The sequence below is a fragment of the Sulfitobacter sp. W002 genome (genome assembly GCF_025142135.1).
In the GTDB taxonomy this organism is placed as follows: domain Bacteria; phylum Pseudomonadota; class Alphaproteobacteria; order Rhodobacterales; family Rhodobacteraceae; genus Sulfitobacter; species Sulfitobacter profundi.
Window position 1 is genome coordinate 2606729 of record NZ_CP081126.1, and the last position, 21363, is coordinate 2628091.

The 21363-nt window shown below is 63.3% G+C and carries 20 protein-coding genes and 2 tRNA genes; 11 read left to right on the plus strand and 11 right to left on the minus strand.

All coding sequences use genetic code 11. The features are described from left to right. Positions 1–14: 14 nt before the first annotated feature. The 9 genes from K3758_RS12815 (at position 15) to dtd (ending at position 8056) form a co-directional block, all read left to right on the plus strand. Positions 15–1109: a pseudouridine synthase gene (locus K3758_RS12815; RefSeq protein WP_259945573.1), complete on the plus strand. Its 1095-nt coding sequence runs from the start codon at positions 15–17 to the stop codon at positions 1107–1109. 112 nt (positions 1110–1221) lie between these two features. Then, positions 1222–1452, plus strand: coding sequence for a hypothetical protein (locus tag K3758_RS12820; RefSeq protein ID WP_067627501.1), 231 nt, complete (start codon positions 1222–1224; stop codon positions 1450–1452). A gap of 3 nt (positions 1453–1455) precedes the next feature. Beyond that, positions 1456–2370 carry a 5-bromo-4-chloroindolyl phosphate hydrolysis family protein gene (locus K3758_RS12825; protein WP_259945577.1) on the plus strand — a complete coding sequence of 305 codons (915 nt, stop codon included), beginning with the start codon at positions 1456–1458 and terminating at the stop codon, positions 2368–2370. Continuing rightward, positions 2370–3566, plus strand: coding sequence for a toxic anion resistance protein (locus K3758_RS12830; RefSeq protein WP_259945579.1), 1197 nt, complete (start codon positions 2370–2372; stop codon positions 3564–3566). The genes K3758_RS12825 and K3758_RS12830 overlap by 1 nt, the downstream gene beginning before the upstream one ends. Positions 3567–3588: 22 nt before the next feature. Further along, positions 3589–4551, plus strand: a complete 963-nt coding sequence (locus tag K3758_RS12835; RefSeq protein WP_120351576.1) for a DUF2927 domain-containing protein — start codon at positions 3589–3591, stop codon at positions 4549–4551. A 35-nt stretch (positions 4552–4586) separates the two neighbouring features. Then, on the plus strand, positions 4587–5702 hold the full coding sequence (locus tag K3758_RS12840; protein ID WP_259945582.1) for an SPFH domain-containing protein: 1116 nt from the start codon (positions 4587–4589) through the stop codon (positions 5700–5702). Positions 5703–5821: 119 nt separating this feature from the next. Beyond that, positions 5822–6934 (plus strand): TFIIB-type zinc finger domain-containing protein, encoded by a 1113-nt coding sequence (locus tag K3758_RS12845; protein WP_120351578.1) that lies wholly within the window; start codon positions 5822–5824, stop codon positions 6932–6934. Then, positions 6931–7608, plus strand: coding sequence for a nitroreductase (locus K3758_RS12850; RefSeq protein WP_259945587.1), 678 nt, complete (start codon positions 6931–6933; stop codon positions 7606–7608). Before K3758_RS12845 ends, K3758_RS12850 begins: the two co-directional genes overlap by 4 nt. A 1-nt stretch (position 7609) precedes the next feature. Continuing rightward, a complete protein-coding gene (dtd, locus tag K3758_RS12855; RefSeq protein WP_259945590.1) occupies positions 7610–8056 on the plus strand; it encodes a D-aminoacyl-tRNA deacylase in 447 nt (148 codons plus the stop codon). A gap of 193 nt (positions 8057–8249) precedes the next feature. Here the strand turns inward: dtd and K3758_RS12860 are convergent, their stop codons facing one another. From K3758_RS12860 to K3758_RS12880, 5 genes are all read right to left on the minus strand, one after another. Continuing rightward, entirely contained in the window at positions 8250–8510 is a 261-nt protein-coding gene (locus tag K3758_RS12860) for a hypothetical protein (RefSeq protein ID WP_120351580.1), read from the minus strand. Then, positions 8500–8742 (minus strand): DUF1127 domain-containing protein, encoded by a 243-nt coding sequence (locus tag K3758_RS12865; protein ID WP_240791579.1) that lies wholly within the window; start codon positions 8740–8742, stop codon positions 8500–8502. The genes K3758_RS12860 and K3758_RS12865 overlap by 11 nt, the downstream gene beginning before the upstream one ends. A gap of 260 nt (positions 8743–9002) precedes the next feature. Beyond that, positions 9003–10883 (minus strand): acyl-CoA synthetase, encoded by a 1881-nt coding sequence (locus K3758_RS12870; protein ID WP_120351581.1) that lies wholly within the window; start codon positions 10881–10883, stop codon positions 9003–9005. A gap of 148 nt (positions 10884–11031) precedes the next feature. Beyond that, positions 11032–12843, minus strand: a complete 1812-nt coding sequence (locus tag K3758_RS12875) for an ABC transporter transmembrane domain-containing protein (RefSeq protein ID WP_259945597.1) — start codon at positions 12841–12843, stop codon at positions 11032–11034. Positions 12844–12999: 156 nt separating this feature from the next. Next, positions 13000–13073: transfer RNA gene (locus K3758_RS12880), tRNA-Gly, on the minus strand. A 170-nt stretch (positions 13074–13243) separates the two neighbouring features. Here K3758_RS12880 and K3758_RS12885 point away from each other — a divergent pair. Beyond that, positions 13244–14179, plus strand: coding sequence for a YihY/virulence factor BrkB family protein (locus K3758_RS12885; RefSeq protein WP_120351583.1), 936 nt, complete (start codon positions 13244–13246; stop codon positions 14177–14179). A 3-nt stretch (positions 14180–14182) separates the two neighbouring features. Here K3758_RS12885 and K3758_RS12890 read toward each other — a convergent pair whose 3' ends face one another. The 6 genes from K3758_RS12890 to K3758_RS12915 form a co-directional block, all read right to left on the minus strand. Beyond that, positions 14183–14758 (minus strand): hypothetical protein, encoded by a 576-nt coding sequence (locus K3758_RS12890; RefSeq protein WP_259945601.1) that lies wholly within the window; start codon positions 14756–14758, stop codon positions 14183–14185. After that, positions 14755–16995, minus strand: a complete 2241-nt coding sequence (locus tag K3758_RS12895) for a xanthine dehydrogenase family protein molybdopterin-binding subunit (RefSeq protein ID WP_259945603.1) — start codon at positions 16993–16995, stop codon at positions 14755–14757. Before K3758_RS12895 ends, K3758_RS12890 begins: the two co-directional genes overlap by 4 nt. 2 nt (positions 16996–16997) lie before the next feature. Next, the gene (locus K3758_RS12900; protein WP_067935422.1) at positions 16998–17456 is read right to left on the minus strand and encodes a (2Fe-2S)-binding protein; all 459 of its coding nucleotides are present in this window, start codon (positions 17454–17456) and stop codon (positions 16998–17000) included. 122 nt (positions 17457–17578) lie between these two features. After that, a complete protein-coding gene (locus K3758_RS12905; protein WP_259945605.1) occupies positions 17579–18784 on the minus strand; it encodes a hypothetical protein in 1206 nt (401 codons plus the stop codon). Between the two features lie 94 nt (positions 18785–18878). Then, on the minus strand, positions 18879–20315 hold the full coding sequence (locus K3758_RS12910; RefSeq protein WP_259945607.1) for a TolC family outer membrane protein: 1437 nt from the start codon (positions 20313–20315) through the stop codon (positions 18879–18881). 123 nt (positions 20316–20438) lie between these two features. Then, positions 20439–21092 carry a protein-L-isoaspartate O-methyltransferase gene (locus K3758_RS12915; RefSeq protein WP_259945609.1) on the minus strand — a complete coding sequence of 218 codons (654 nt, stop codon included), beginning with the start codon at positions 21090–21092 and terminating at the stop codon, positions 20439–20441. A gap of 143 nt (positions 21093–21235) precedes the next feature. On the opposite strand from K3758_RS12915, the gene K3758_RS12920 reads away from it, so the two are divergent. Further along, positions 21236–21309 (plus strand) — tRNA-Cys (locus K3758_RS12920). Positions 21310–21363: the final 54 nt, after the last annotated feature.

Below are 21363 nucleotides of genomic sequence, written 5' to 3' on the forward strand. Positions count from 1 at the left end.
GGTAAGCGCAGTGTATGAACGCAAAAACGCCCCCCTCCGGCTCCGGCCCGCAAAACACCGACACCGATGCTGACGCCAGCACATCCAAGGGCGACCGTATCGCCAAGGTGCTGTCGCGCGCCGGTATTGCCTCACGCCGCGAGGCCGAGCGCATGATCGAAGCAGGCCGCGTGCGCGTGAACGGAGAGCAGATCACCTCGCCCGCGCTGAACGTCACGCCTGAGGATAAGATCACCGTCGACAACACCCCCGTCGGCGCGCCTGAACCGCCGCGCATCTGGCTTTATCACAAGCCCACCGGGCTGGTGACGACAAACTCTGACGAAAAGGGCCGCGAGACGATCTTTGATGCCCTGCCCGAGGACATGCCCCGCGTGATGACCGTAGGCCGGCTTGACCTCAATTCCGAAGGGCTTTTGCTGCTGACCAACGATGGCGGTGTGAAACGCAAACTGGAACTGCCCAGCACCGGCTGGCTGCGCCGCTACCGCGCGCGGGTGAATGGCCGCCCCACGGATGAAATGCTGGAGCCTCTGCGCCGCGGCATCACCGTGGAGGGCGAAAATTTCCAGCCGATGGACGTGACGCTGGACCGCCAGCAAGGCGCGAATGCTTGGCTGACCATCGGCCTACGCGAAGGCCGCAACCGCGAGATTCGGCGCGCGATGGAGGCCGTGGGCCTGACTGTGAACCGACTGATCCGCATCTCTTACGGCCCGTTCCAATTGGGCGAGCTGAAGATCGGTGAAGTGGAAGAACTGCGTCGCAAGGTCGTGCGCGATCAATTGGGGTTCGAGTTGGAAGACCCCAGCGGCACCGCTGTGAAAAAGCCCACGGGTCTGCGCCGCCCGCCACGCCGCAAACCCGGCGGTTTCGGGGGCGCGGGCCAGCCCGGTCTGCCCGTACAACCCGGCGAAGATGACGAACCGCCGCCCCGCCGTGGTGGCGGCAAGGCGAAGAACGCACCGCGTGGCAAGGCTGCCCAAGGCAGGCCCAGTGGTAAACCCAGCGGCAAACCGGGGGCGCGTCCCGCAGGGCGCCCCAATGCGAAACCGGACGGTAAACCGGGGCCAAAGCCCGGTGGCCGGGGGCCAAAACCCCGCCGCTGACCGGCGCTGCCCCAAGTTGCCCTGCGCGTTTCCGGAACGCTGCCGACCTGCGTGCGTTGAATAGAGAACGGCAGGCAAGATCAGCGCGAAACCGCTGGCAGAAAAGGGCAATATGTTGCGAATAGTGATGTTTTTGGTGGCCTTGGCCGCGCTCGTGGTTATCATCCTCGGCGCGGCCTCGCTCTTGGGGCGCGCGGCTGACAGTGCCGGCACGGCGCTGCGCCCGATCTGGGGCGGCGAGAGGGGAAACATGATGGCGCCAACGACCTTTCAGAAAATCGCCTTTGGGGCGTTGCTGGTTTTGCTGCTTGGGCTGACCAGCGGTTTTCTCGGGGGGCTTTGATCCATGGCGCAGCGCTTTGGCGGAAAATATAGCCCCGACACGGACGCCACCCCCGGCAGCACACCGCGCAAGACCCGCCGCCTGCGGGTCGATCCTGTGGGCGGGCGGGTGAACCTGATGTTCCTGCCCCCGGTCCTGCTGGCTGGAACCTCGCTTATCGGTGGCGCGGGCACGCTGGTCCTTGGCCTTGGCGGGGCGTTTTTATTGGCCTCGGGCGTCTGGCTACTGCGCGACGGACTGCTGGCCGAGGCGGAATACCACGAACGCAAAGTTGCCCGCCGCCCGGTCCTGCCGCGCAAAATTCTGGCCGCAGTATTGGCGGGCGCTGGCGCGGCCCTTGCCGCTTACAGCAATGACCCGAGCCTTATCGCAGCCCTGCTCTACGGCGTCGCGGCCACCGCCCTGCACCTTGCGGCATTTGGCATTGATCCCTTGCAGAACAAAGGCATGGAGGGGATCGACACCTTCCAGCAAGACCGCGTTGCCCGCGTGGTGGATGAGGCCGAAAAGCTGCTCTCGGGCATGAGCCAAGCGATCTTGCGTGCAGGCGACCGACGGGCCGAAGCACGGCTGGCCGAGTTCCAAGAAACCGCCCGCCATTTGATCCGCACCGTCGAAGAAGACCCCCGCGACCTGACCGCCGCCCGCAAATACCTTGTCGTCTATCTGCGCGGCGCGCATGATGCGACGGTGAAATTCGCCGACCTCTATGCCCGCAATCAAGACGCGCAAGCCCGCGACGACTACCTCGCTTTGCTCGACGATCTGGATCAGAACTTTGCCGCCCGCACAGCGAAGTCCCTGCTGGACGACCGCAGCGATCTGAACGTGGAAATCGACGTGCTGCGTGAACGCCTCTCCCGCGAGGGGGTCCGACTGGAACAGCCCGCCCCTGCAAATACCAAGGAAGATCAGTGATGACCGATGCCCTCCGTGAAAAAGCTGCCCAATCGCAAGGGTTGGTGGAAGAAGTGAACGCAACCGTTTTGCCCGAACCGGCGGATGCCAATGCCATCGTGCCATTGGCCAAAGCCGATGCCGCGCAGAGCGCGGAAATCCAAAAGCGTATGGGCGAGATCGACGTGACCGATACACAGTCCATCGTCAGCTTCGGCTCTGCCGCGCAGGCCGAGCTGCAAGAGATCAGCCAATCCATGCTGGCCGATGTGCGCAACAAGGATGTCGGGCCCGCGGGCGATAGTCTGCGCACCATGGTCAGCGCGATCCGCGGTTTCTCGGTCTCTGAGCTGGACGTGCGGCGCAAGCAAAGCTGGTGGGAAAAACTGCTGGGCCGCGCCACCCCATTCGCCAAATTCACCGCGCGTTTCGAAGAGGTACAAGGCCAGATCGACCGGATCACCGACAACCTGCTGGCGCATGAGCATACGCTGTTGAAAGATATCAAATCGCTCGACCTGCTTTATGAAAAGACGCTGCAATTCTACGACGAACTGGCGCTCTATATCTCGGCCGGTGAGGCCAAGATCGAAGAGTTGGATCACAAGACCATCCCCGCCAAACAGACCGCGCTGGATAAAGCGAACGAAGACGATCAGGTGATGCGGGCGCAGGAACTTCGTGATCTGCGTGCCGCCCGCGATGATCTGGAGCGTCGGGTACATGATCTGAAACTGACACGTCAGGTCACCATGCAATCCCTGCCTTCGATCCGTCTGGTGCAGGAGAACGACAAAAGCCTCGTGACCAAGATCAACTCGACCTTGGTGAACACCGTGCCGCTGTGGGAAACGCAACTGGCCCAAGCCGTCACCATCCAGCGCAGCGGTGACGCGGCCAATGCGGTGCGCGAGGCGAATGACCTGACCAACGAATTGCTCACCTCCAACGCCAAGAACCTGCGTGACAGCAACAAGGTGATCCGTCAGGAAATGGAGCGCGGCGTCTTCGACATCGAAGCAGTGAAACAGGCCAACGAAGACCTGATCGGCACCATCGAAGAATCCCTGCAGATCGCCGATGAAGGCAAGGCAAAACGCGCCAATGCCGAGAAGGAGTTGCAGGAAATGGAAGGCCGTCTGCGCGACACATTGGCCGCCGCCAAGGCCCGCGAAACGGGCTTGGGCGACACCACAGGCAACGCGGTGCCAAGCTAAGACCGACGTGAGGGAACAGGTAATGCAAGAACGTCTGCGCAGAAAACTGCGCGCCGGGGGAGCGCTGGCGCTGAGCATGCTATTGCTGGCCTGCGCCGAACCCGCGCCCGTCTTGCAACAGGTCGCCAAGCCGCAGGCCCGCCCTGCGGCAAAGCCCCCCTCTCCGGCTGTGGTGGCCAAACCCACTTCGCAAAAAAGCGCCATGCTGCGCAGCTATTTGCATCAGGTCGAGAAGGCGCAGTTGAGCCAGGATTTGCTGCGCCAAGACGGCGGCGGTGATGACACGCCCTTTACCAGCGAAATGCTGGTCCGCAACTTTGAGCAGATCGCCCTTTATAACGAATATGACGGCAATTTTTCCGGCCACGGTGGGGCCAGCCCCCTGCGCCGCTGGGAAGGGCCTGTACACATGCAGATCATCTTTGGTGATAGCATCCCCCCGTCGCAACGCCGCTCTGACACCACCAACATCAAGGCTTTCGCGCGACGCCTTGCCCGAGTTACCGGGCATCCGATTTCAACGACAGGCACGCCTAATTTCATAGTGGTTGTGGCTTCTGAAGATGACCGGGTCGATGCTTTGACCCATGCTGCGGAAAAGGTCGCAGGCGTTAGCCCATCGTCGCTCCGTGCGATGCGCAACATGCGCCGCGACACCTATTGCGCCGTGGCCGCCTATGCCGCAGGCGACAACCCGAATGTCTATACCGCCGCCGTGGCGGTGATCCGCTCGGAAAACCCCGGGTTGCTGCGGCTGTCGTGCATCCACGAAGAACTGGCCCAAGGCTTGGGTCTGGCCAATGACAGCCCCGCCGCGCGCCCGTCGATCTTTAACGATGACGACGAATTCGCTTTGCTGACCAAACACGACGAACTCCTGCTCAAGATGCTCTATGACAAGCGTCTGCGCCCCGGCATGACGGCAGAGCAGGTCAACCCGATCACCCGGATCATCGCACGCGAGTTGACGGACGGGCCGGTGTAACGCAGCTTTACGACGAAAGAATAAGGACCATCCCCATGGGCATTTTCGATTTCCTCTCCGGCCAGTTTATCGATGTCATTCACTGGACCGACGACACCCGTGACACCATGGTTTGGCGGTTCGAGCGTGAAGGTCATGAGATCAAATATGGCGCCAAGCTGACGGTGCGCGAGGGGCAAGCGGCGGTCTTTGTGCATGAGGGGCAGTTGGCGGATGTCTTCACCCCCGGTCTCTATATGCTTGAGACCAACAACATGCCGATCATGACCTCGCTTCAGCATTGGGATCATGGCTTCAAAAGCCCGTTCAAGTCCGAAATCTATTTCGTCAACACCACCCGGTTTAACGATCTGAAATGGGGTACCAAGAACCCGATCATCGCCCGCGATCCTGAGTTCGGCCCCGTGCGCCTGCGCGCCTATGGCACCTACTCCGTCCGCGTGAGCGACCCCGCGAAGTTCCTCACCGAGATTGTCGGCACCGATGGTGAATTCACCATGGATGAAATCTCTTACCAAATCCGCAACATCATCGTGCAGGCCTTTTCCCGCACGCTGGCCTCCTCTGGTATCCCGGTGCTCGACATGGCCGCCAACACGCGCGAGCTGGGCCAATTGGTCGGCAAGGATATCGCCGCCCAGATCGCCGAATACGGGCTGGCGATGCCCGAGCTCTACATCGAGAACATCTCCCTCCCGCCCGCGGTTGAGGCGGTGATGGACAAACGCACCTCCATGGGCGTGGTCGGAAACCTCAACGAATACATGCAGTTCCAAGCCGCCGAAGCGCTTGGCCGCGATGGCGCGGGCGGTGCGGCGATGCAAACCGGCCTTGGCGCGGGTCTGGGCATGAGCATGGCGCAGGCGGCCAGCGCACAGGCCGGCCCCTGGGGCGCGCGCCCTGTCCCCACCGCTGCGGCCCCCGTGCCGCCGCCCCCGCCGCCGGTCGAAAAGGTCTGGCATATCGCCAAGGATGGCGCGACCTCCGGGCCCTTCTCCAAGGCCGCGATGGGCCGCAAGGTGACCGAAGGCACCCTCGGGCGCGATGCTCTGGTCTGGACGCCGGGCCAAGATGGTTGGCAGCGGGCCGAGGATGTGGCCGAACTGGCGCAGCTCTTTACCGTGATGCCGCCGCCGCCACCGCCGGCCTGATCCGCTGGCGCGAGGGGTGACACCTTTGCGCGCAGACGGCCTGCCCCCCCCGTGGCCCCCTCTAGGGCGACGGCCACCCCCATCCGCTCCGCCGCGATTGACCTTGCAAAGCATCCCTTATGTCCGCCACCGATCTGCCCCCCGCCGCCCCGCTAGAAGAGCACCGTTTCCCCTGTGACACCTGCGGCTCTGACATGCGCTTTGATCCGGCGCAGTCGCTGCTGATCTGCGATCACTGCGGCAATGTGGAGCCTATTGACGGCACCGGCCGCCATGCCCATGCCATTGCCGAGCAAGACTTCCGCGCGGGGCTAGAGGCCGCCTTGCCCGACGCCGAGATGGAAGAGACCCGCGTCACCACTTGCCCCAATTGCGCGGCGCAGGTGGAGTTCGAGCCCGGCAAACACGCCGCCGAATGCCCCTTCTGCGCCACGCCCGTGGTGATCGACACCGGCACCAACCGCCATATCAAACCGCGCGCCGTGCTGCCCTTTGCCCTGCCCGAAGAAAGCGCCCGCGATGCGATGAAAGACTGGCTCGGCGGCCTTTGGTTTGCGCCCAATGGCCTGCAGCAATATGCCCGCAAGGGCCGCCGAATGCAGGGTATTTACGTGCCGTTCTGGACCTATGACGCGCAGACCGCCTCCAGCTATCGCGGGGAGCGGGGCACGGTCTATTACGTCACGCGCACCGTTATGCGCGATGGAAAGCGGGTGCAGCAACAGGTGCCGAAAATCCGTTGGCGGGCGGCGTCGGGCCGGGTTGCGCGGTTCTTTGACGATGTGCTGGTGCTTGCCTCGCGCTCTTTGCCCAAGAAACACACCGATGCGCTGCACCCATGGGACCTCTCGGCGCTGGAGCCCTATGCGCCCGAATACCTCGCCGGTTTCCGGGCCGAGGCTTACGGCATCACGCTGGAGGAAGGCTTTGTTCAGGCCCGCGCCCATATGGACCGGGTGATTGAACGCGACGTGAAATTCGACATCGGCGGGGACCGCCAGCGGGTGCATGACATCAACACCCAGATCAGCGATGTGACCTTCAAACATATCCTGCTGCCGGTCTGGCTGGCCGCGTATAAATACCGCGGCAAGACCTATCGCTTTGTGGTGAATGGCCACTCCGGCAAGGTGCAGGGCGAACGGCCCTATTCCGCGATCAAGATCACCTTCGCCGTGGTGCTGGGGCTGATCGCCGCCGCCATCGTCGGCTATTTCATGGCCCAGCAATGACCCAGACCTACGACCAATTCACCGACCTCTTGCAGGCCCGCTACTCCTGCCGCGCCTTTCTCTCTGACCCGCTGCCTGAGGAGACCATCACCCAGATCGTCAGCGCCGCGCGCCACGTGCCCTCATGGTGCAATGCGCAGCCATGGCAGGTGAGCGTAACGCGCGGCGCGGGCACCGACGCCTTTCGCGCCGCATTGCTTGAGGCCGCCAGCACAAACGCCCCGGTGGAGCCGGACCTGCCGTGGCCCACAGGCTATTCGGGCGCACATGCCGAGCGCCGCCGCACCTGTGGCTTCCAACTCTACGACGCGGTGGGCATCGCCAAATCCGACCGCGACGCGCGCAAGGCACAGATGCTGCGCAACTACGCGCTTTTTGACGCGCCCCATGTGGCCATCGTGACCGCCCCTGCCGAGCTTGGCCCCTATGGCGCGATGGACTGCGGCGGCTTCGTCACGGCCTTCACCCTCGCCGCGACGGCGCTTGGCGTGGCCAGCATCCCGCAGGCCGCCATCGCCGCCTATGCGCCCTTGGTGCGTGAGGTGCTTGATCTGCCCGAGGATCGGTTGGTGCTCTGCGCGATCTCATTCGGCTATGCCGATACCAAGCATCCGGCCAATGGCTTTCGCACCGAACGGGCGGCCCCCTCAGAGATTATCGATTGGAAAGACTGACATGCGCGCATTGCTGCAACGGGTGACCGAGGCGTCGGTCACGGTCGAGGGTGACATCATCGGAGAGATCGGCCCCGGCCTGCTGATCCTTGTTTGTGCCATGCCCGAAGACACGGAAGAAACCGCCGAGAAGCTCGCCCTGAAAATCTCTAAACTGCGCCTTTTCAAGGATGAAGGCGGCAAGATGAACCTGAGTCTTGCGCAAACCGGCGGCGCGGCTTTGGTGGTGAGCCAATTCACCCTCGCCGCCGACACCTCGCGCGGCAACCGCCCCGGCTTTTCCGGCGCGGCAAAGCCCGACATGGCCGAGGCGCTTTACGCGCATTTCGCCCGCAGCCTCGCCGCTCTGGACATTCCAGTTCAGACGGGACGGTTCAGCGCTGATATGTCGGTGGCGCTGGTCAATGACGGGCCGGTGACCCTCTGGCTCGACAGCGCAGCGCCTTGATATTGGGGTAGAAAGCATGGACCGGCAAGCTTGGGAGGAGGTAAGCTTGCCGGTCGGTATAACGGGTCCGGGAGGAGGAGGACCGTTAATATGCGGTGTCAGATCAACCCGGGAAGGAGGAGCGGGGTCCGGCACCTGACAATGCAGCGCGCAGGGCGCGACATTGATTGCTGAAGGTCATAAGCGCTGCGGCTTACAGACCGTCGTATTCTTCTGTCACCAGCGCTTGGGCGTGCTGCGGGATCTGGTTGCGGTCGATGCCCGCGCGCTCAAGCTGTGCGTCGCTCATGCTGTTGAGGACGGACTGCATACGCGAAATCTGCATTTGGGTGACGCCACGCGCCAGCAGGGTGCCGACTTTGCCAGCAGCGGTGCCAAGTGCACCGAATACCGGAGCGGTCGCGTCACGCAGGGAGAAACCGTGAGGGGCGGATAGGGTGTTGTCATACTTCATAGGTCTGTTCCTTCGAAAGTTCTTCCGACGCCACACGCCGGATGTCGTACCGCGCGATGCCGATGTCCGACAGTTCGCGATCACTCAGTACGTTAAGTTCTGTGAAAGTTCGGTTGTAAGCTGCGCGCCGGGCCTTGATCTGGGCCACACGACGGCGCATGCCGTCAAAGGTGTGATGAAGCCCATCGAGCGCGGAGCTCAGGGTGGTGCCACGTGAGATTGCCATCGTCATAAGCGCAACTCCTTTCAGAATGCTGCAGGTGCATTATCAATGCTGCAATGCAGAAGTAGTACGCTCTGACCCGATTTTGAACCCGCAGAATTTGCATAGGCGCTATGCCCGTCGCGAAAGCCGGGGGCTAACTATAGGTAAACAGCCTAAAATTTTTGCGCCGATACACAGGAAATGTGCATCGGCGCAACGCAGCTGGGCTGCAATCGGGGAATTTGGGGAATGGGGGCGATCTAATCCGCCCTACCCGTCTGAGTCGTTTAGCTCACAGGCTCCCAAGGCCGCGTATAGACGCTGAGCACTTTCGATACGTCGTCATGCGTGGCGTCGTGCATGGTGACCTGAGCCACCAACCCGCGCTTTTTGTCGTCTATCACGTCGGTCACCCGTGCGGCACAGCCCGCCTTCTCAAGGCTGCCATTGTAGACCCGCGTGATCGCATCCTTGCGCAGATCGGGCTTAAAGATCTTGCCCACGGCGGTCTTGGGCAACTCGTCCATGATCTTGAGGTGTTTTGGCTGGGCGGCACGTTCGGCGACATGCTCGCGCGCGAAGGCGAGCAGTTCCTCTTCGGTGACCTTGGCACCCTCTACCAGTTCGACAAAGGCGCAGGGCACCTCGCCCGCGTGGGGATCGGGCTGGCCGATGGCCCCGGCAAAGGCGACGGCCTCATGGCCCAGCAAGGCCTCTTCAATCTCGGCGGGGTCGATGTTGTGACCGCCGCGGATGATCAGGTCTTTGGCACGGCCCGTGATCCAGATGTAGCCATCTGCGTCAATCCGGCCCAGATCGCCGGTGCGCAGGTATTTGCCGTGGTAGAAGAGGTCTTTGTTCTTGTCTTCTTCGACATAGGTATGGCCCGCAAAGACACCGGGGTTCGACACGCAGATCTCGCCAATCTCATCCGTTTCCGCGTCAATCGGCCCGTCTGCCGTGCCCTTGATGATGCGCACATCCGAATAGGGGAATGCGATGCCGATGGAGCCGACCTTTTTGGGGCCATCCGTCGGGTTACAGGAGACAAGGCAGGTCGCCTCGGTCAGGCCGTAGCCTTCGACCAGCGTGACGCCTGTGGCCTTTTCAAAGCGGCGGAAGAGTTCCAGCGGCAGCGGGGCCGAGCCGGAGAAGGCGGTCTTTACGGTGCTGACATCCGCATCGATCGGGCGCTGCATCTTGGCAGAAATCGCCGTGGGCACGGTGATAATAAAGGTGATCTTCCACCGTTCAACCAGCTTCCAGAAGTTGTCAAAGACGCCATCCCCGCGATAGCCCTGCGGCGTCGGAAAGACCACATGCGCGCCCGACGACACGGCGGCCATCAAGATGACGTGGCAGGCAAAGACGTGGAACAGCGGCAGCGGACACATGATATTGTCCTGCTCGCTGAACAGCAGGCGATGGCCCAGCCAACCGTTGTAGATCAACCCGGAATACTTGTGCTGCGCGACTTTGGGCATCCCGGTGGTGCCGCCGGTGTGGAAATAGCAGGCAACGCGGTCTTCTTGCACATCCTCGAAGTTGAGCGAAGTGTTCTGCTTGGCGATTTCGGCGTTGAAGTTAAGGTATTTCGCCTGATTGTTCACCATCCCCTTGGGCCGCACCAGCGGGACGATCCAGCTTTTCGGCGGGGTCAGATAGCGGACCAGATCAACTTCGAGCACCGTATGCACCTTGGGCGCAAGGCGGACCGCCTCGGCGGTCTTTTGGGCCACATCGGTTTTGGGGAAAGGCCGCAGGGTAACGACGACCGATGCGCCGACCTCCCGCAGGATCGCGCCGATCTGTTCGGCATCCAGCAGCGGGTTGATCGGGCTGACGATCCCAGCCACGGCACCGCCCAGCAGGGTGATCGTCGTCTCGTTACAGTTCGGCAGCACATAGGCCACCACGTCTTTCTCGCCCACGCCAAGGCTGCGGAACAGGTTCGCGGCCTGCGTCACACGGCCATGCAACTCTTTCCAGCTCAGCGTTTCGGCCTTGTCTTTGGGGCCTGAGAATATCTGATAGCTGACGGCGTTGTGGTTGGGGAATTTCGCGGTCGTATTGCTCAGCATTCCGTAGAGCGTCTTGGCCACGTCGCGGTCTTCCCACGGCATTTCCGCCGCGATGGCATTGCGGTCTTCGATCCCGGCGAATGTCATGGTGTCTCCTCCCCTATGCCGGTGTTCCGGCTTATTCTCCTCGCGCCAGATTGCGGTGAAACGCGCCGTTTCGCAAGCAATCGGCGGCAACAAACGCAACGTCACACCAGGGTGACGTAACGCCGGGGTCGCGTGGTTCAAGTTTGCCTTAGGCTGCGGCGACGGCCCCATCGGTGAATTGCAGCCGCGCCAGACGCGCATATAGCCCGTCGCTGGCCACCAGTTCCTCATGGGTGCCGATGGCTGCGATGCGCCCCGCCTCCATCACCACGATGCGGTCTGCCTTTTTCACCGTGGCCAGACGGTGCGCCACGATCAACGTGGTGCGGTCGGCACTCAGACGGTCCACAGCAGCCTGCACAAGCCCTTCGCTTTCCGAATCCAGCGCAGAGGTCGCCTCATCCAGCAACAGAACCGGCGCGTCGCGCAGGATAGCGCGAGCGATAGCGATGCGCTGTTTCTGCCCGCCAGACAGCATCACGCCACGCTCGCCCAGATAGCTGTCATAGCCCTCGGGCAAGGCGGTGATGAAGTCATGCGCGGCGGCGGCGCGGGCGGCTTCCTCAACCTCTGCGTCACTGGCATCGGGCCGTCCAAAGCGGATATTCTCGGCCGCCGTGGCGGCAAAGATCACCGGGTCTTGCGGCACCAGCGCAACAGCACGGCGGAAGTGATCCCGCGCCACATCGCGCAGGTCCACACCATCCAGCGTGACCCGCCCCGACTGCGGGTCATAAAAGCGCAGGATCATCTGAATGATCGTCGTCTTCCCCGCGCCCGAGGGGCCGACAAAGGCCACCGTCTCACCCGGATTGATCTCAAGATCGATGCCATCCAACGCCGCCACATCGGGCCGGGCGGGATAGGTGAATTGCACGTTCTCAAAGGCGATTTTGCCCGCCACGGGCTGCGGCAGGTTGGTCTGCGCCGCGGGCGACGGGTCTTGCACCGTGTCCTCGGTCTGGAGCAGATCAACCAGCCGCTCCGTGGCACCCGCTGCGCGCTGCAACTCGCCCCAGATCTCGGACAGGGCGGCGACCGCGCCCGCGACCATGACCGCATAAATCACGAATTGCACCAGCGCGCCCGCGCTCATCGCATCGGCGCGCACATCCCGCGCGCCGATCCACAGCACGCCCACCACGCCCGCGAAGACCAGAAAGATCACGATCACCGTCATCGCGGCGCGGGTCTTGATCCGGCGCTGCGCGGCATCGAAAGAGGCTTCGGTCATCTGCGCGAATTGGCCCCGGCTTGCGGCCTCATGGGTGAAAGCCTGCACCGTTTGCACCGCGCCCAGCGTTTCAGAGGCGTTGCCCGAACTCGCCGCGATCCAGTCTTGGTTCTCTCGGCTCAGCACCCGCAGGCGACGGCCCAGCGTCAGGATCGGGATCACCACCGCAGGCACGATCAGCAACACAAGCCCAGTGAGCTTGGCCGAAGTCAGCAGCATCAGCCCCAAGCCCCCGACAAAAATCAACAGATTCCGCAGCGCGATCGAGACCGAAGAGCCGATCACCGACAGGATCAGCGTCGTGTCGGTGGTGATCCGGCTCAGCACTTCGCCGGTCATGATGCGCTCATAGAACGAAGGGCTCATGCCCACCACGCGGTCAAAAACCGCGCGCCGGATATCGGCCACCACCCGTTCGCCCAAGCGCGTCACCAGCGCATAGCGCAGCCCGGTGCCCACGGCGAGCAGTGCCGCGATCAGCAGGGCGGCAACGAAATAAAGGTCGAGCAATTCGCTCTCCCCGGTGCCGAAATTGTCGATCACCCGGCGCACGGCCAAGGGCAGCGTCAGCGAGATCATCGCGGTCAGCACCAGCGCCGCCCCGGCGGCAGCCATGAGCACGCGGTAAGGGGCCATGAAGGGCATCAACGCCGCCAGAGCGCCGATCCGCCGCGACTTTTCGCGTTCATCTTTGGCGGACTGTGCGGGGGCTGGGGTGCGGGCCATGGGCTTTCCTTTGTCTTTCCACATCGGTCATGGCGCGGGGGCTGGGCAGGGTCAAGCAGGACCGGCCTCATAAAGACAATCTGCCGCCCCTGTTGGGCGCATCAGGCGCATCTATCCCGCGCGTTGGCGGCGGTCAAAACAGGTCTGGGTAAAGAGTGGAGCGGGCGGCGGGAATCGAACCCGCATCATCAGCTTGGAAGGCTGAGGTCTTACCATTACACAACGCCCGCGCGCTACGGCCTCCCTCCTATTTTATCGCTCTGCGAGCGTCAAGTGGAGCGATCACCCTTTGGCAAGATCAATCGCATGAGCCTGCTCTTGCCAGTGGCCCGTCATCAAGGTGGCAGCCCGGGCCATCGGGCACTAGCTTAGCCTCATGGGATGAAAACGAGGCATTGGCATGGACGCCAGATCGGCTCAGGACCAAAAGCGCGAAGTCGTGTTGACCCACGGTGTTCTCAGCGAGAACCCCGAGGACCTGTTTCACGGCACCGGGCTGCGGGTCGCGCGCGCAGTTCTGCACGAAGCGGTGCTGCGCCTGTGGAGCGATGACGCCTTTGGTATGGCCGGAAACGTGGCCTTTCGCGCGTTGCTGGCGATTTTTCCGTTCCTGATCTTTACCAGTTCGCTCACCGCCTTTGTCGGCGATCGGTCGATGGCCGATGACTTGATCCATTTCCTGATCGCCATCGTCCCCCCTGCCCTGATCGAACCCATCGTGTCAGAGGTGGAAAAGGTCATGACCGTGCCGCGCGGCGATTTGCTGAGCGTGGGTATCTTGCTGACCGTCTGGTTTGCTGTGGGCGGGGTCGATGGGGTCCGTATCGGCCTGAACCGCGCCTATGGGCTGCGCGAGACGCGCTCGGTCTTCACGATCTATGCGGTGCAGGTGGCCATGGTGCTGCTGGCGAGCCTGATCCTTGTGATCGTCGGATACCTTCTGGTGCTGGCCCCGCGTGCCGGGTCTTGGCTGCATATGCTGATGCCGGGGTTTGATCCGGGGTCGGTGACTGTCGGCCTTGTCCGCTTCCCGGCCTCGGCCACGATCCTGCTGGTCGCGCTTTTTGCCGCCCATGTGATCCTGCCCGCCCGGCGCACGAAGTTTAACAACATCTGGCCCGGGGTGGTGGCAACCGCCGTTGCATGGACCCTGCTGGCGATGCTCTTTTCGTCCTACCTGCGCAGCTTTGGCACCTATGCCAGCTATTACGCGGGCATGGCGGGGATCATCGCGGCGCTGTATTTCATGTATCTCGCCGCACTGGTGCTGATCTTTGGCGGCGAGTTGAACCGCGCGCTGCGCATTCGCAGACTGGCCCGCGCGATGAGCGATTAACCCTCAATCCCCTTCGCAGGGCGTGCCCGCAGCGCCCCAGACCGTCACATCATGCACCAGCGCATCAAGCGACCCTTTGGGCACCGACCGTCCCGCACCGGGGGCGAAACCCCAGTTCACGAAAGCCGAGTTTTGCAGGTGATCGACCAGTGAGGCGATGTCATGCCCGTCGTTAGTCTCAGGGTCGCGCAACTGGGTGCAGACCTCTGCCGAGGTCTTGCCGAGCCACGCCAATTCCACCGGAGGCAGCCGCCATGCGTCGTCGATATGCGGCGGGGCGTGGGGCACGGTATTGGCCGCGGCAGAGGTGACATGGCAGGCGTCGCAAGGAATGCTCTCGGCCCCGATCCGGCTCTCGCCCGCGCGCACGTTCATGCCATGCACCGCCTCTGGCCCATAGCCCAATGCCTGCCACATCGGCTGCCCCTCATCGCCCACATGGCAGTTGGTGCAGCGCGGATGCGCGGTAACGGTAAAAATCCGGTCCCACGCAGCCAGCCCCTCCGCCCGGTCTGGCGCATCCTGCGCTACTGCGGGGGCGGCCAGCATCAGCGCGGCACAGGTCAGGAGGTACTTCATGCGAAATCCACGGATTTGGAAAGGGGGAGTTCACGGATACGCTGACCCGTGGCGGCAAAGATCGCATTGGCCAGCGCAGGCGCGGCAGGTGGCACGCCCGGCTCACCGATGCCGCGCAGTTTGCCGCCATTCTCTAGCCCGCGCACCTCGATCTTGGGCGTCTGGTACAGCCGCAGCCCTTCGTAGAGGTGATAGTTGTCCTGCTGCGGCACCCCGTCGCGATAGGTAAGCTCGCAGTTCATCGCATGGCCCAAGCCCCAAATCACCGCCCCGGAAAGCTGCGCCTCAAAGTTCACCGGGTCCAACACGCGACCCACTTCGGCGGCCACGAAAACGCGGTCGATCTTGAGACCCGCTTCGGTCTGGCTGACCTCGACCACCTCGGCCACCGGCACGCCGAAGGACAGGCAAAACGCCAGCCCCCGGCCCCGCCCCGGCCCAAGGTCCGCGCCCCAATCCGACATCTCGCCCACGACCTCCAACACCCCGCGGGAGGGCGCATGGGTGCAAAGCCGCAACCGTTCCTCCAACGGATCGACGCCTGCGGCATGGCACATCTCATCCATGAAGCTTTCGTGCAGAAACCCATTGCCCGACGCCCCGACCGACCGCCACGAACTGACCGGCACCGTCGCCGGCACCCGGTGGCCGGTGACGCGGTAATCGGGGATCGCGAAGGGCTGATCCCACGCCCCTGCGACGATGGCGATGTCCGGGCCAAAAACCGGCTGGTTCAACCGCGCCATCTGCGATTCCGCCGTCGAAGGTGCCGCGATGGCCAGATCATAGGCCGCGATCTGCCCGTCCGAGACCTTGCCACGCGCCCGCGCCATGGCCAGCGGGCGGGGGAAGTCATGGGTGAAATCCTCCTCGCGCGACCAGACCATCTTGATCGGCGTGCCGGGCATTTGCATCGCCACTTCGACGGCGCGCAGGGTATAGTCATCCTCCAACCGCCGCCCGAAACTACCGCCTGACATCAGCACATGGATATGCACGTTCTCGGCGTCGATGCCAGTCAGCGCGGCGACATTGGCCTGCATGAAACGCGGGATCTGCGTGCCGGTCCAAATGTCGACGCGGCCCTTCTCAAGCTTCACCACGACGCTCATCGGCTCTAGCGGGGCGTGGGCGAGGTAGGGAATGCGGTACTCGGCCTCCAGCACATCGCCGTCGGCAAGGGCCGCGGACATGTCGCCGTCATCGCGGAACCGGCTGTCTTGGCGGTCCTCGGTAAAGGAGGCCGCGACCGCTTTGAACTGCTCCGCCGTATCGCCGGTATAGGGCGACGGCCCCCAATCGCATTCCACCGCCTGCGCAGCCTGAAAAGCCCGCCATGTATTGTCGGCCACCACGGCGACGCCGCCGGTGATGGGCAGGACCGCCTTCACACCGCGCATCTTTTCGGCGCGGCCCGCATCAAACCCCATGATCTTTCCGCCCTGCGCCGGGTTGGTGCGGGTCGTAGCATGGAGCATCCCTTCCATCGCCATGTCGATGCCATAGGTCTGGGTGCCGGTGGATTTCGACACGATATCGGTGCGCATTTGCGTCTTGCCCAAATGCCGCCAGTCGCTGGGATCGCGCAGCGTAACCTCGGTCACTGGGTCAATCTCTGCTGCTGCGGCGGCAAGGTCCTGATAGGCCAAGCGCATCCCGTCGGGCAGCACCACGGCGCCCGCTTCGGTCTTAAGCTGGCTCCGCTCTAGCCCTGTCTGCGCCACGGCGGCGGCCAAGAGCGTTTCACGTGCCACAGCCCCGGCCATGCGCAAGCGGTCATACATATCCGGCACGGTAGAACTGCCGCCGGTCAGTTGCAGGCCCAGCAGTTTCCCTGCCACATCCGACGCCCCGCGCCCGGTCCGCGCGAGCAGCGTCTCTGATGTCGCGGCAATCGGCATCGCCTCAACCCCCACCACGCCGTTGTAATAGACCGGCGAAGGACGGCCGGGCGTGATCTGAACCGCATCAAGATCGACGTCCAATTCCTCAGCAATCATATGAGCTTGGATGGAATATGCCCCCTGCCCCACATCGGCGCGCGGGGTGATCAAGGTGACGCCGCTCGCGTCGATTTTGACGTAGGGTGTGATCGCCGCCGCGCCGGGGGCCAGCCCCTCAAGCAGCGGGTTCTTCAAGTCCCGTTTATAAAGATAGGTGCCAAAGGCGACACCCCCGGCAATGGCCGCAGAGCCGACGATAAAACTACGGCGGGTGATCGTGCGCAGACGCGACATATTCAGGCCCCCCGCAGTCGGGCGGCGGCGCTGTGGACCGCAGCGCGGATGCGCGGATAGGTGCCGCAGCGGCAGAGGTTCCCGCTCATCGCGGCGTCGATCTGATCGTCCGTCGGCTCGGGGTTCAACTCAAGAAACGAGGCTGCTTGCATGATCTGTCCGGATTGGCAGTAGCCACATTGCGCGACCTGATGCTCTACCCATGCCGCCTGCACCACATGCAGCGCTTCCGGCGTGCCCAAGCCTTCGATGGTGGTGACATTGCCGTTCACATCCGCCGCCCGCAATTGGCAAGACCGCACGGCCAGCCCGTCGACGTGCACGGTGCAAGCACCGCATTGCGCGATGCCGCAGCCGTATTTCGGCCCGGTGATTCCCAACTCGTCGCGCAAGACCCACAGGAGCGGCATGTCGTCTTCCACGTCCACTTCGTGGACCGTGCCGTTAACCGTCAATTCCATCGGTGATCCTTCCGCCCTGTTGGCCTTAATGTAACCAGCGGCGCATATCGCGCAAGGCCGCGCGCGGCGGGTCGCGCAGCGTCATTTTGTCAGAGCGTGGCAGGCAGGTGCCGCCCCTTGGCCTATTCGAGGTCTTGTGCCGTAAGGGCGCGGTGGATCTCGCGGCGCACCAGTTTGCGCACATTGCGGGTGATCCGTTCGCCCAAAGCGCCCTGCAACTCGGCGCGGACGATCTCTGTCACCAGATCGCGCAGCGCCTCTTCGTCAAGGAACTGGTCATCGCCCGCCACGGCTTCATCTTGCGCAGAGACGGTATAGCCGAATTCCGGTGCGGTCGCCGCCGGATCGGCGACACGCGGACCGCTGTCGGCAAAACGGCGCACCTGTTCTTCGACCTGCGGTGTCGAGGGCTGCGGGCGGCGCGGGGCCGGTTTTTCGGCCTCTACCGTTGCCGTGTCGGCGATCGGTGCCTCTGGCGCCTCTAGCTCCGCATCGTCTTTCCACTCCATCGCCGGGGGCTCTGTACCGGAATAGTCGTTGTCGCCGGGGGCGTCGGGGTCCCAATCGTCAGAGATCTTGCCGATGGCTGTCTCCAACGCGGCCAGCTTGTCACTGCGGCTTGCGCCCGTGGCCTTGGCCACCGCCTCGGAGACGGTCCGGGCCTTGGCCTCAACCTCCGCCGCGGCGTCGGAAACGGGCTCTGAAGCGGGGGTGCCGTAGTCTTCGGCATGCAGATCACTGGGATCGTCATGCAGCATGTCATAGTCCAAAGGCGAGACCTTGGCGGGGTCAACGATGGCGGGCTGCGGGCGGTCTTTGCCATCCGAGGTGGCCACCCTGAGCGCCGGGGTCAGCACCAAACGGTCGCTCGACGCACTTGGCGTTTTGTCGGCTGGCGGGGTGGCGGGATGGCGGGCGGAAACGAAGGGAGGCTCTGCCTCCTCGGCACTGTCATCCTCTTCGGTCTGCATGGCTTGGGTAAGGCTCAGCGGCTGCGGCGTGGTCTTGGGCAGCTCGCTGGTCTCATCATCGGAATCAGGGCGTGCTGGGCTGGCAGTGGTGGCGCGCAGCGACAGATGCGGGGTGAAGTCCTCCGACGTGATCTTGTCCGCCGCGGTCGACCGCATGCTTTTGAACTCTGCCCCCTCGTCCTGCTGCTGTGGGGCAGCAGCCTGAGCCTCGGCGTCGCTTACAGGACCGGGCGCCTCAACGGGGCTGGGCACCGACGTGGGGTTGGACGTTTGCAGGGGACGCTTGTCTTCAGACACCAATCGGCGAATCGACGACAGCACGTCTTCCACCTCCGCGTTTGTAACGGGTTCGGACATATTTCTCTACCACTCTTGCCTCGCGGATAGCTTAACCGCGCGGGAGGATTCTCACAATGGGGCGGTGCAAAATGCCAAACGACCGTGCGGAATGTCAGTCTTTTTGCAACGCGCGCAGCACGCGATCCAGCGCTTGGCCCTCTTTCGAGTATTTAGCAGGGGCGTCCTTAACAAGGTTGTAATAGGCCCCCGCGTCATAGATCTGCACCGGCAGCTTCAGGTCCTGCGCGGTCAGACGCCCCGTGGCCGCCAACACGGAATAGGCCGCCACATAAAGGTTGGCGCGGGCCGACACGCGGGTCGATTCCGCATCCAGCAGCGATTGTTCGGCATCCAGCACATCCAATGTGGTGCGCGCGCCGAGGGTGGCTTCTTCGCGGATGCCGCGGAAAGCGATACGCGCCGCACGAATTTGCCTGTCAGAGGCCTCCAACTGCGCGCGCGCCGAGGCCAGCGTGGCATAGGCGTTGCCCACTTCCTGCTCTACATCATGGCGGACGACATGCAGGTTCGCACGCTGTGCGTCACGCTGCGCCATCGAACTGCGCACGGCCGAGGACAGCGCCCCGCCCTGATAGATGGTCTGCCCAACCTCCACCCCGACGCTGCCGCTGCGGGTATAGGCCTCACTGTCGAAGGTCTCGTTCAGGCCATACTGGCCGTTCAGCGTGATCCGAGGGGCCATGGCCGCCTCATTGGCTTCGACGCCAAGATCGGCAGCCGCCACCTGATGCTGTGCGGCGATGATCGACGGATGGGTGCGCACGGCCAAGGCCTTGGCCGACGCGAGATCACCGCCGATATTCGGCAGGCTCGGCGGTTGGCTGAGGTTGCCGGGCGCATGGCCCACCGCGTTGCGATATTCCTCGACCGCGCGCAGCAGGGTGCCTTCGGCCCCGGCCAGCCCGCTGCGGGCATTGGCGAGCTGCGCTTCGGCCAAGGCCACATCGGTGCGGGTAACTTCGCCCACGTCGAAACGATCCCGCGCGGCGCGTAGTTCTTGGGTCAGCAGCCGCAGGTTGTTGTTGCGCAGCTCGACCGTTTCCGAGGCTTCGATCACGCCCATATAGGCCGCAACCGCGCGCAAAAGCACCTGCTGCTCTAGGTTCACCAAAGCCTGACGGGTGGCCAGCACAGTCTCTTTCGCGCCTTCAATCCGATAGGCGCTTGCGCCGAAATCATAGAGCAACAGCTCACCAATCAGGCTGATCGACGCCTTGAGACTTTCCGTCGACTGGGCCGGCAGCAGCGATGAGCTGCGCGTGGTGCCGAAGCTTTGTGTGAGCCCCGCCGCCCACCGCAGCACGGGTTTCAGTGCCGACTTCGCCGTGGCCACATCCTCATCGGCGGCGCGCAAAAGCGCGCGGTTCTGTTCAAGCAGGCCCGAATGCTCATAGGCCCCCACCAGCGCATCGGCCAATGTTTCAGCCGAGGCCGGCCGCGGCAGGGCCGCGCCGCTCGCCAAAACAAGGCTCACCGGCACTGCGATGGCAAAACGTTTGAGGGTTTTCGTGAAACTGTTCGCGCTCATGGCTCAATGCCCCTGAATGGCTTTTTTAGACCTTTTAGACCGGCCCATGGGCCGATCGGGACGGGTGCCCCGACCCTGAAAGCGATGCGGCGCGCGATACGGATCAGCGCGCCATCAACTTGCTTACAGCTGAAATTCAGCCTGCCGTTCAAAGCCACGCAGCACCGGCGCACCGGCGTTGAACTCGGGCCGCCAGGACACCTGCCCCCCGCGCTTATAGCCCACGCGCACTTCGCCCAGACCCCGATCCATAAAGAGGCAAGCAATACGCCCGCCCTCTTTCACCTGCTCCAACAGGGCTTCGGGCACATCGCCCACCGCCCCTTGAATGATCACAACGTCATAGGGACCATGCTGCGGCGCGCCTTCGGTCAGCGGGGCGACATGGACGATCACATTGTCCGCCCCGGCCTGCGCCAGCGCCTCCTGCGCCTCGGCGGCCATCGCTTCCTCTTCTTCGACGGCAACGACGGCCTCGGCCATATGGGCGATCACGGCGCTGGAGTAGCCCATGGCGCAGCCGATATCGAGCACCAGTTCGTCGTTCGTGATGTCGAGGTGATCGAGCATCTTGGCCAATGTCCGCGGATCAAGCAGCACCCGGTCCTGACCGAGATCGAGATTCTCACCCAGATAGGCGGCCTCGCGCTGCGCGGCTGGCACGAAGTCTTCGCGCTGCACGGTCAACATCGCGTCGATGATTGGAAACTTGGTCACATCCGAAGGGCGGACCTGCGTATCTACCATGGTTACGCGGCGGGCGGCGAAATCACTCATCAGCTAAACTCATTCGTTCAGGGTGTCTGAAGAGTGATGTGCCACATTGCCGGGCCAGCGGCAACGCCCTGACCGCATTTTCGCGCGCATATGGGTCTTGCGGCCTTCCTCGTGATCCGTTAGCAGTGCGCCAACCACCGGTCGGCGAGTTGGCGGAGTGGTTACGCAGCGGATTGCAAATCCGTGTACACCGGTTCGATTCCGGTACTCGCCTCCATTTAAAATCAAGCACTTAGCTGAATTTTCCTGCGCCTGCGGCGCGCATTTTACA

Coding starts and splice junctions, on each gene's coding strand:
- K3758_RS12815 (WP_259945573.1), top strand. CDS start 15: ATGAACGCAAAAACGCCCCCCTCCGGCTCCGGCCCGCAAAACACCGAC.
- K3758_RS12820 (WP_067627501.1), top strand. CDS start 1,222: ATGTTGCGAATAGTGATGTTTTTGGTGGCCTTGGCCGCGCTCGTGGTT.
- K3758_RS12825 (WP_259945577.1), top strand. CDS start 1,456: ATGGCGCAGCGCTTTGGCGGAAAATATAGCCCCGACACGGACGCCACC.
- K3758_RS12830 (WP_259945579.1), top strand. CDS start 2,370: ATGACCGATGCCCTCCGTGAAAAAGCTGCCCAATCGCAAGGGTTGGTG.
- K3758_RS12835 (WP_120351576.1), top strand. CDS start 3,589: ATGCAAGAACGTCTGCGCAGAAAACTGCGCGCCGGGGGAGCGCTGGCG.
- K3758_RS12840 (WP_259945582.1), top strand. CDS start 4,587: ATGGGCATTTTCGATTTCCTCTCCGGCCAGTTTATCGATGTCATTCAC.
- K3758_RS12845 (WP_120351578.1), top strand. CDS start 5,822: ATGTCCGCCACCGATCTGCCCCCCGCCGCCCCGCTAGAAGAGCACCGT.
- K3758_RS12850 (WP_259945587.1), top strand. CDS start 6,931: ATGACCCAGACCTACGACCAATTCACCGACCTCTTGCAGGCCCGCTAC.
- dtd (WP_259945590.1), top strand. CDS start 7,610: ATGCGCGCATTGCTGCAACGGGTGACCGAGGCGTCGGTCACGGTCGAG.
- K3758_RS12860 (WP_120351580.1), bottom strand. CDS start 8,510: ATGAAGTATGACAACACCCTATCCGCCCCTCACGGTTTCTCCCTGCGT.
- K3758_RS12865 (WP_240791579.1), bottom strand. CDS start 8,742: ATGACGATGGCAATCTCACGTGGCACCACCCTGAGCTCCGCGCTCGAT.
- K3758_RS12870 (WP_120351581.1), bottom strand. CDS start 10,883: ATGACATTCGCCGGGATCGAAGACCGCAATGCCATCGCGGCGGAAATG.
- K3758_RS12875 (WP_259945597.1), bottom strand. CDS start 12,843: ATGGCCCGCACCCCAGCCCCCGCACAGTCCGCCAAAGATGAACGCGAA.
- K3758_RS12885 (WP_120351583.1), top strand. CDS start 13,244: ATGGACGCCAGATCGGCTCAGGACCAAAAGCGCGAAGTCGTGTTGACC.
- K3758_RS12890 (WP_259945601.1), bottom strand. CDS start 14,758: ATGAAGTACCTCCTGACCTGTGCCGCGCTGATGCTGGCCGCCCCCGCA.
- K3758_RS12895 (WP_259945603.1), bottom strand. CDS start 16,995: ATGTCGCGTCTGCGCACGATCACCCGCCGTAGTTTTATCGTCGGCTCT.
- K3758_RS12900 (WP_067935422.1), bottom strand. CDS start 17,456: ATGGAATTGACGGTTAACGGCACGGTCCACGAAGTGGACGTGGAAGAC.
- K3758_RS12905 (WP_259945605.1), bottom strand. CDS start 18,784: ATGTCCGAACCCGTTACAAACGCGGAGGTGGAAGACGTGCTGTCGTCG.
- K3758_RS12910 (WP_259945607.1), bottom strand. CDS start 20,315: ATGAGCGCGAACAGTTTCACGAAAACCCTCAAACGTTTTGCCATCGCA.
- K3758_RS12915 (WP_259945609.1), bottom strand. CDS start 21,092: ATGAGTGATTTCGCCGCCCGCCGCGTAACCATGGTAGATACGCAGGTC.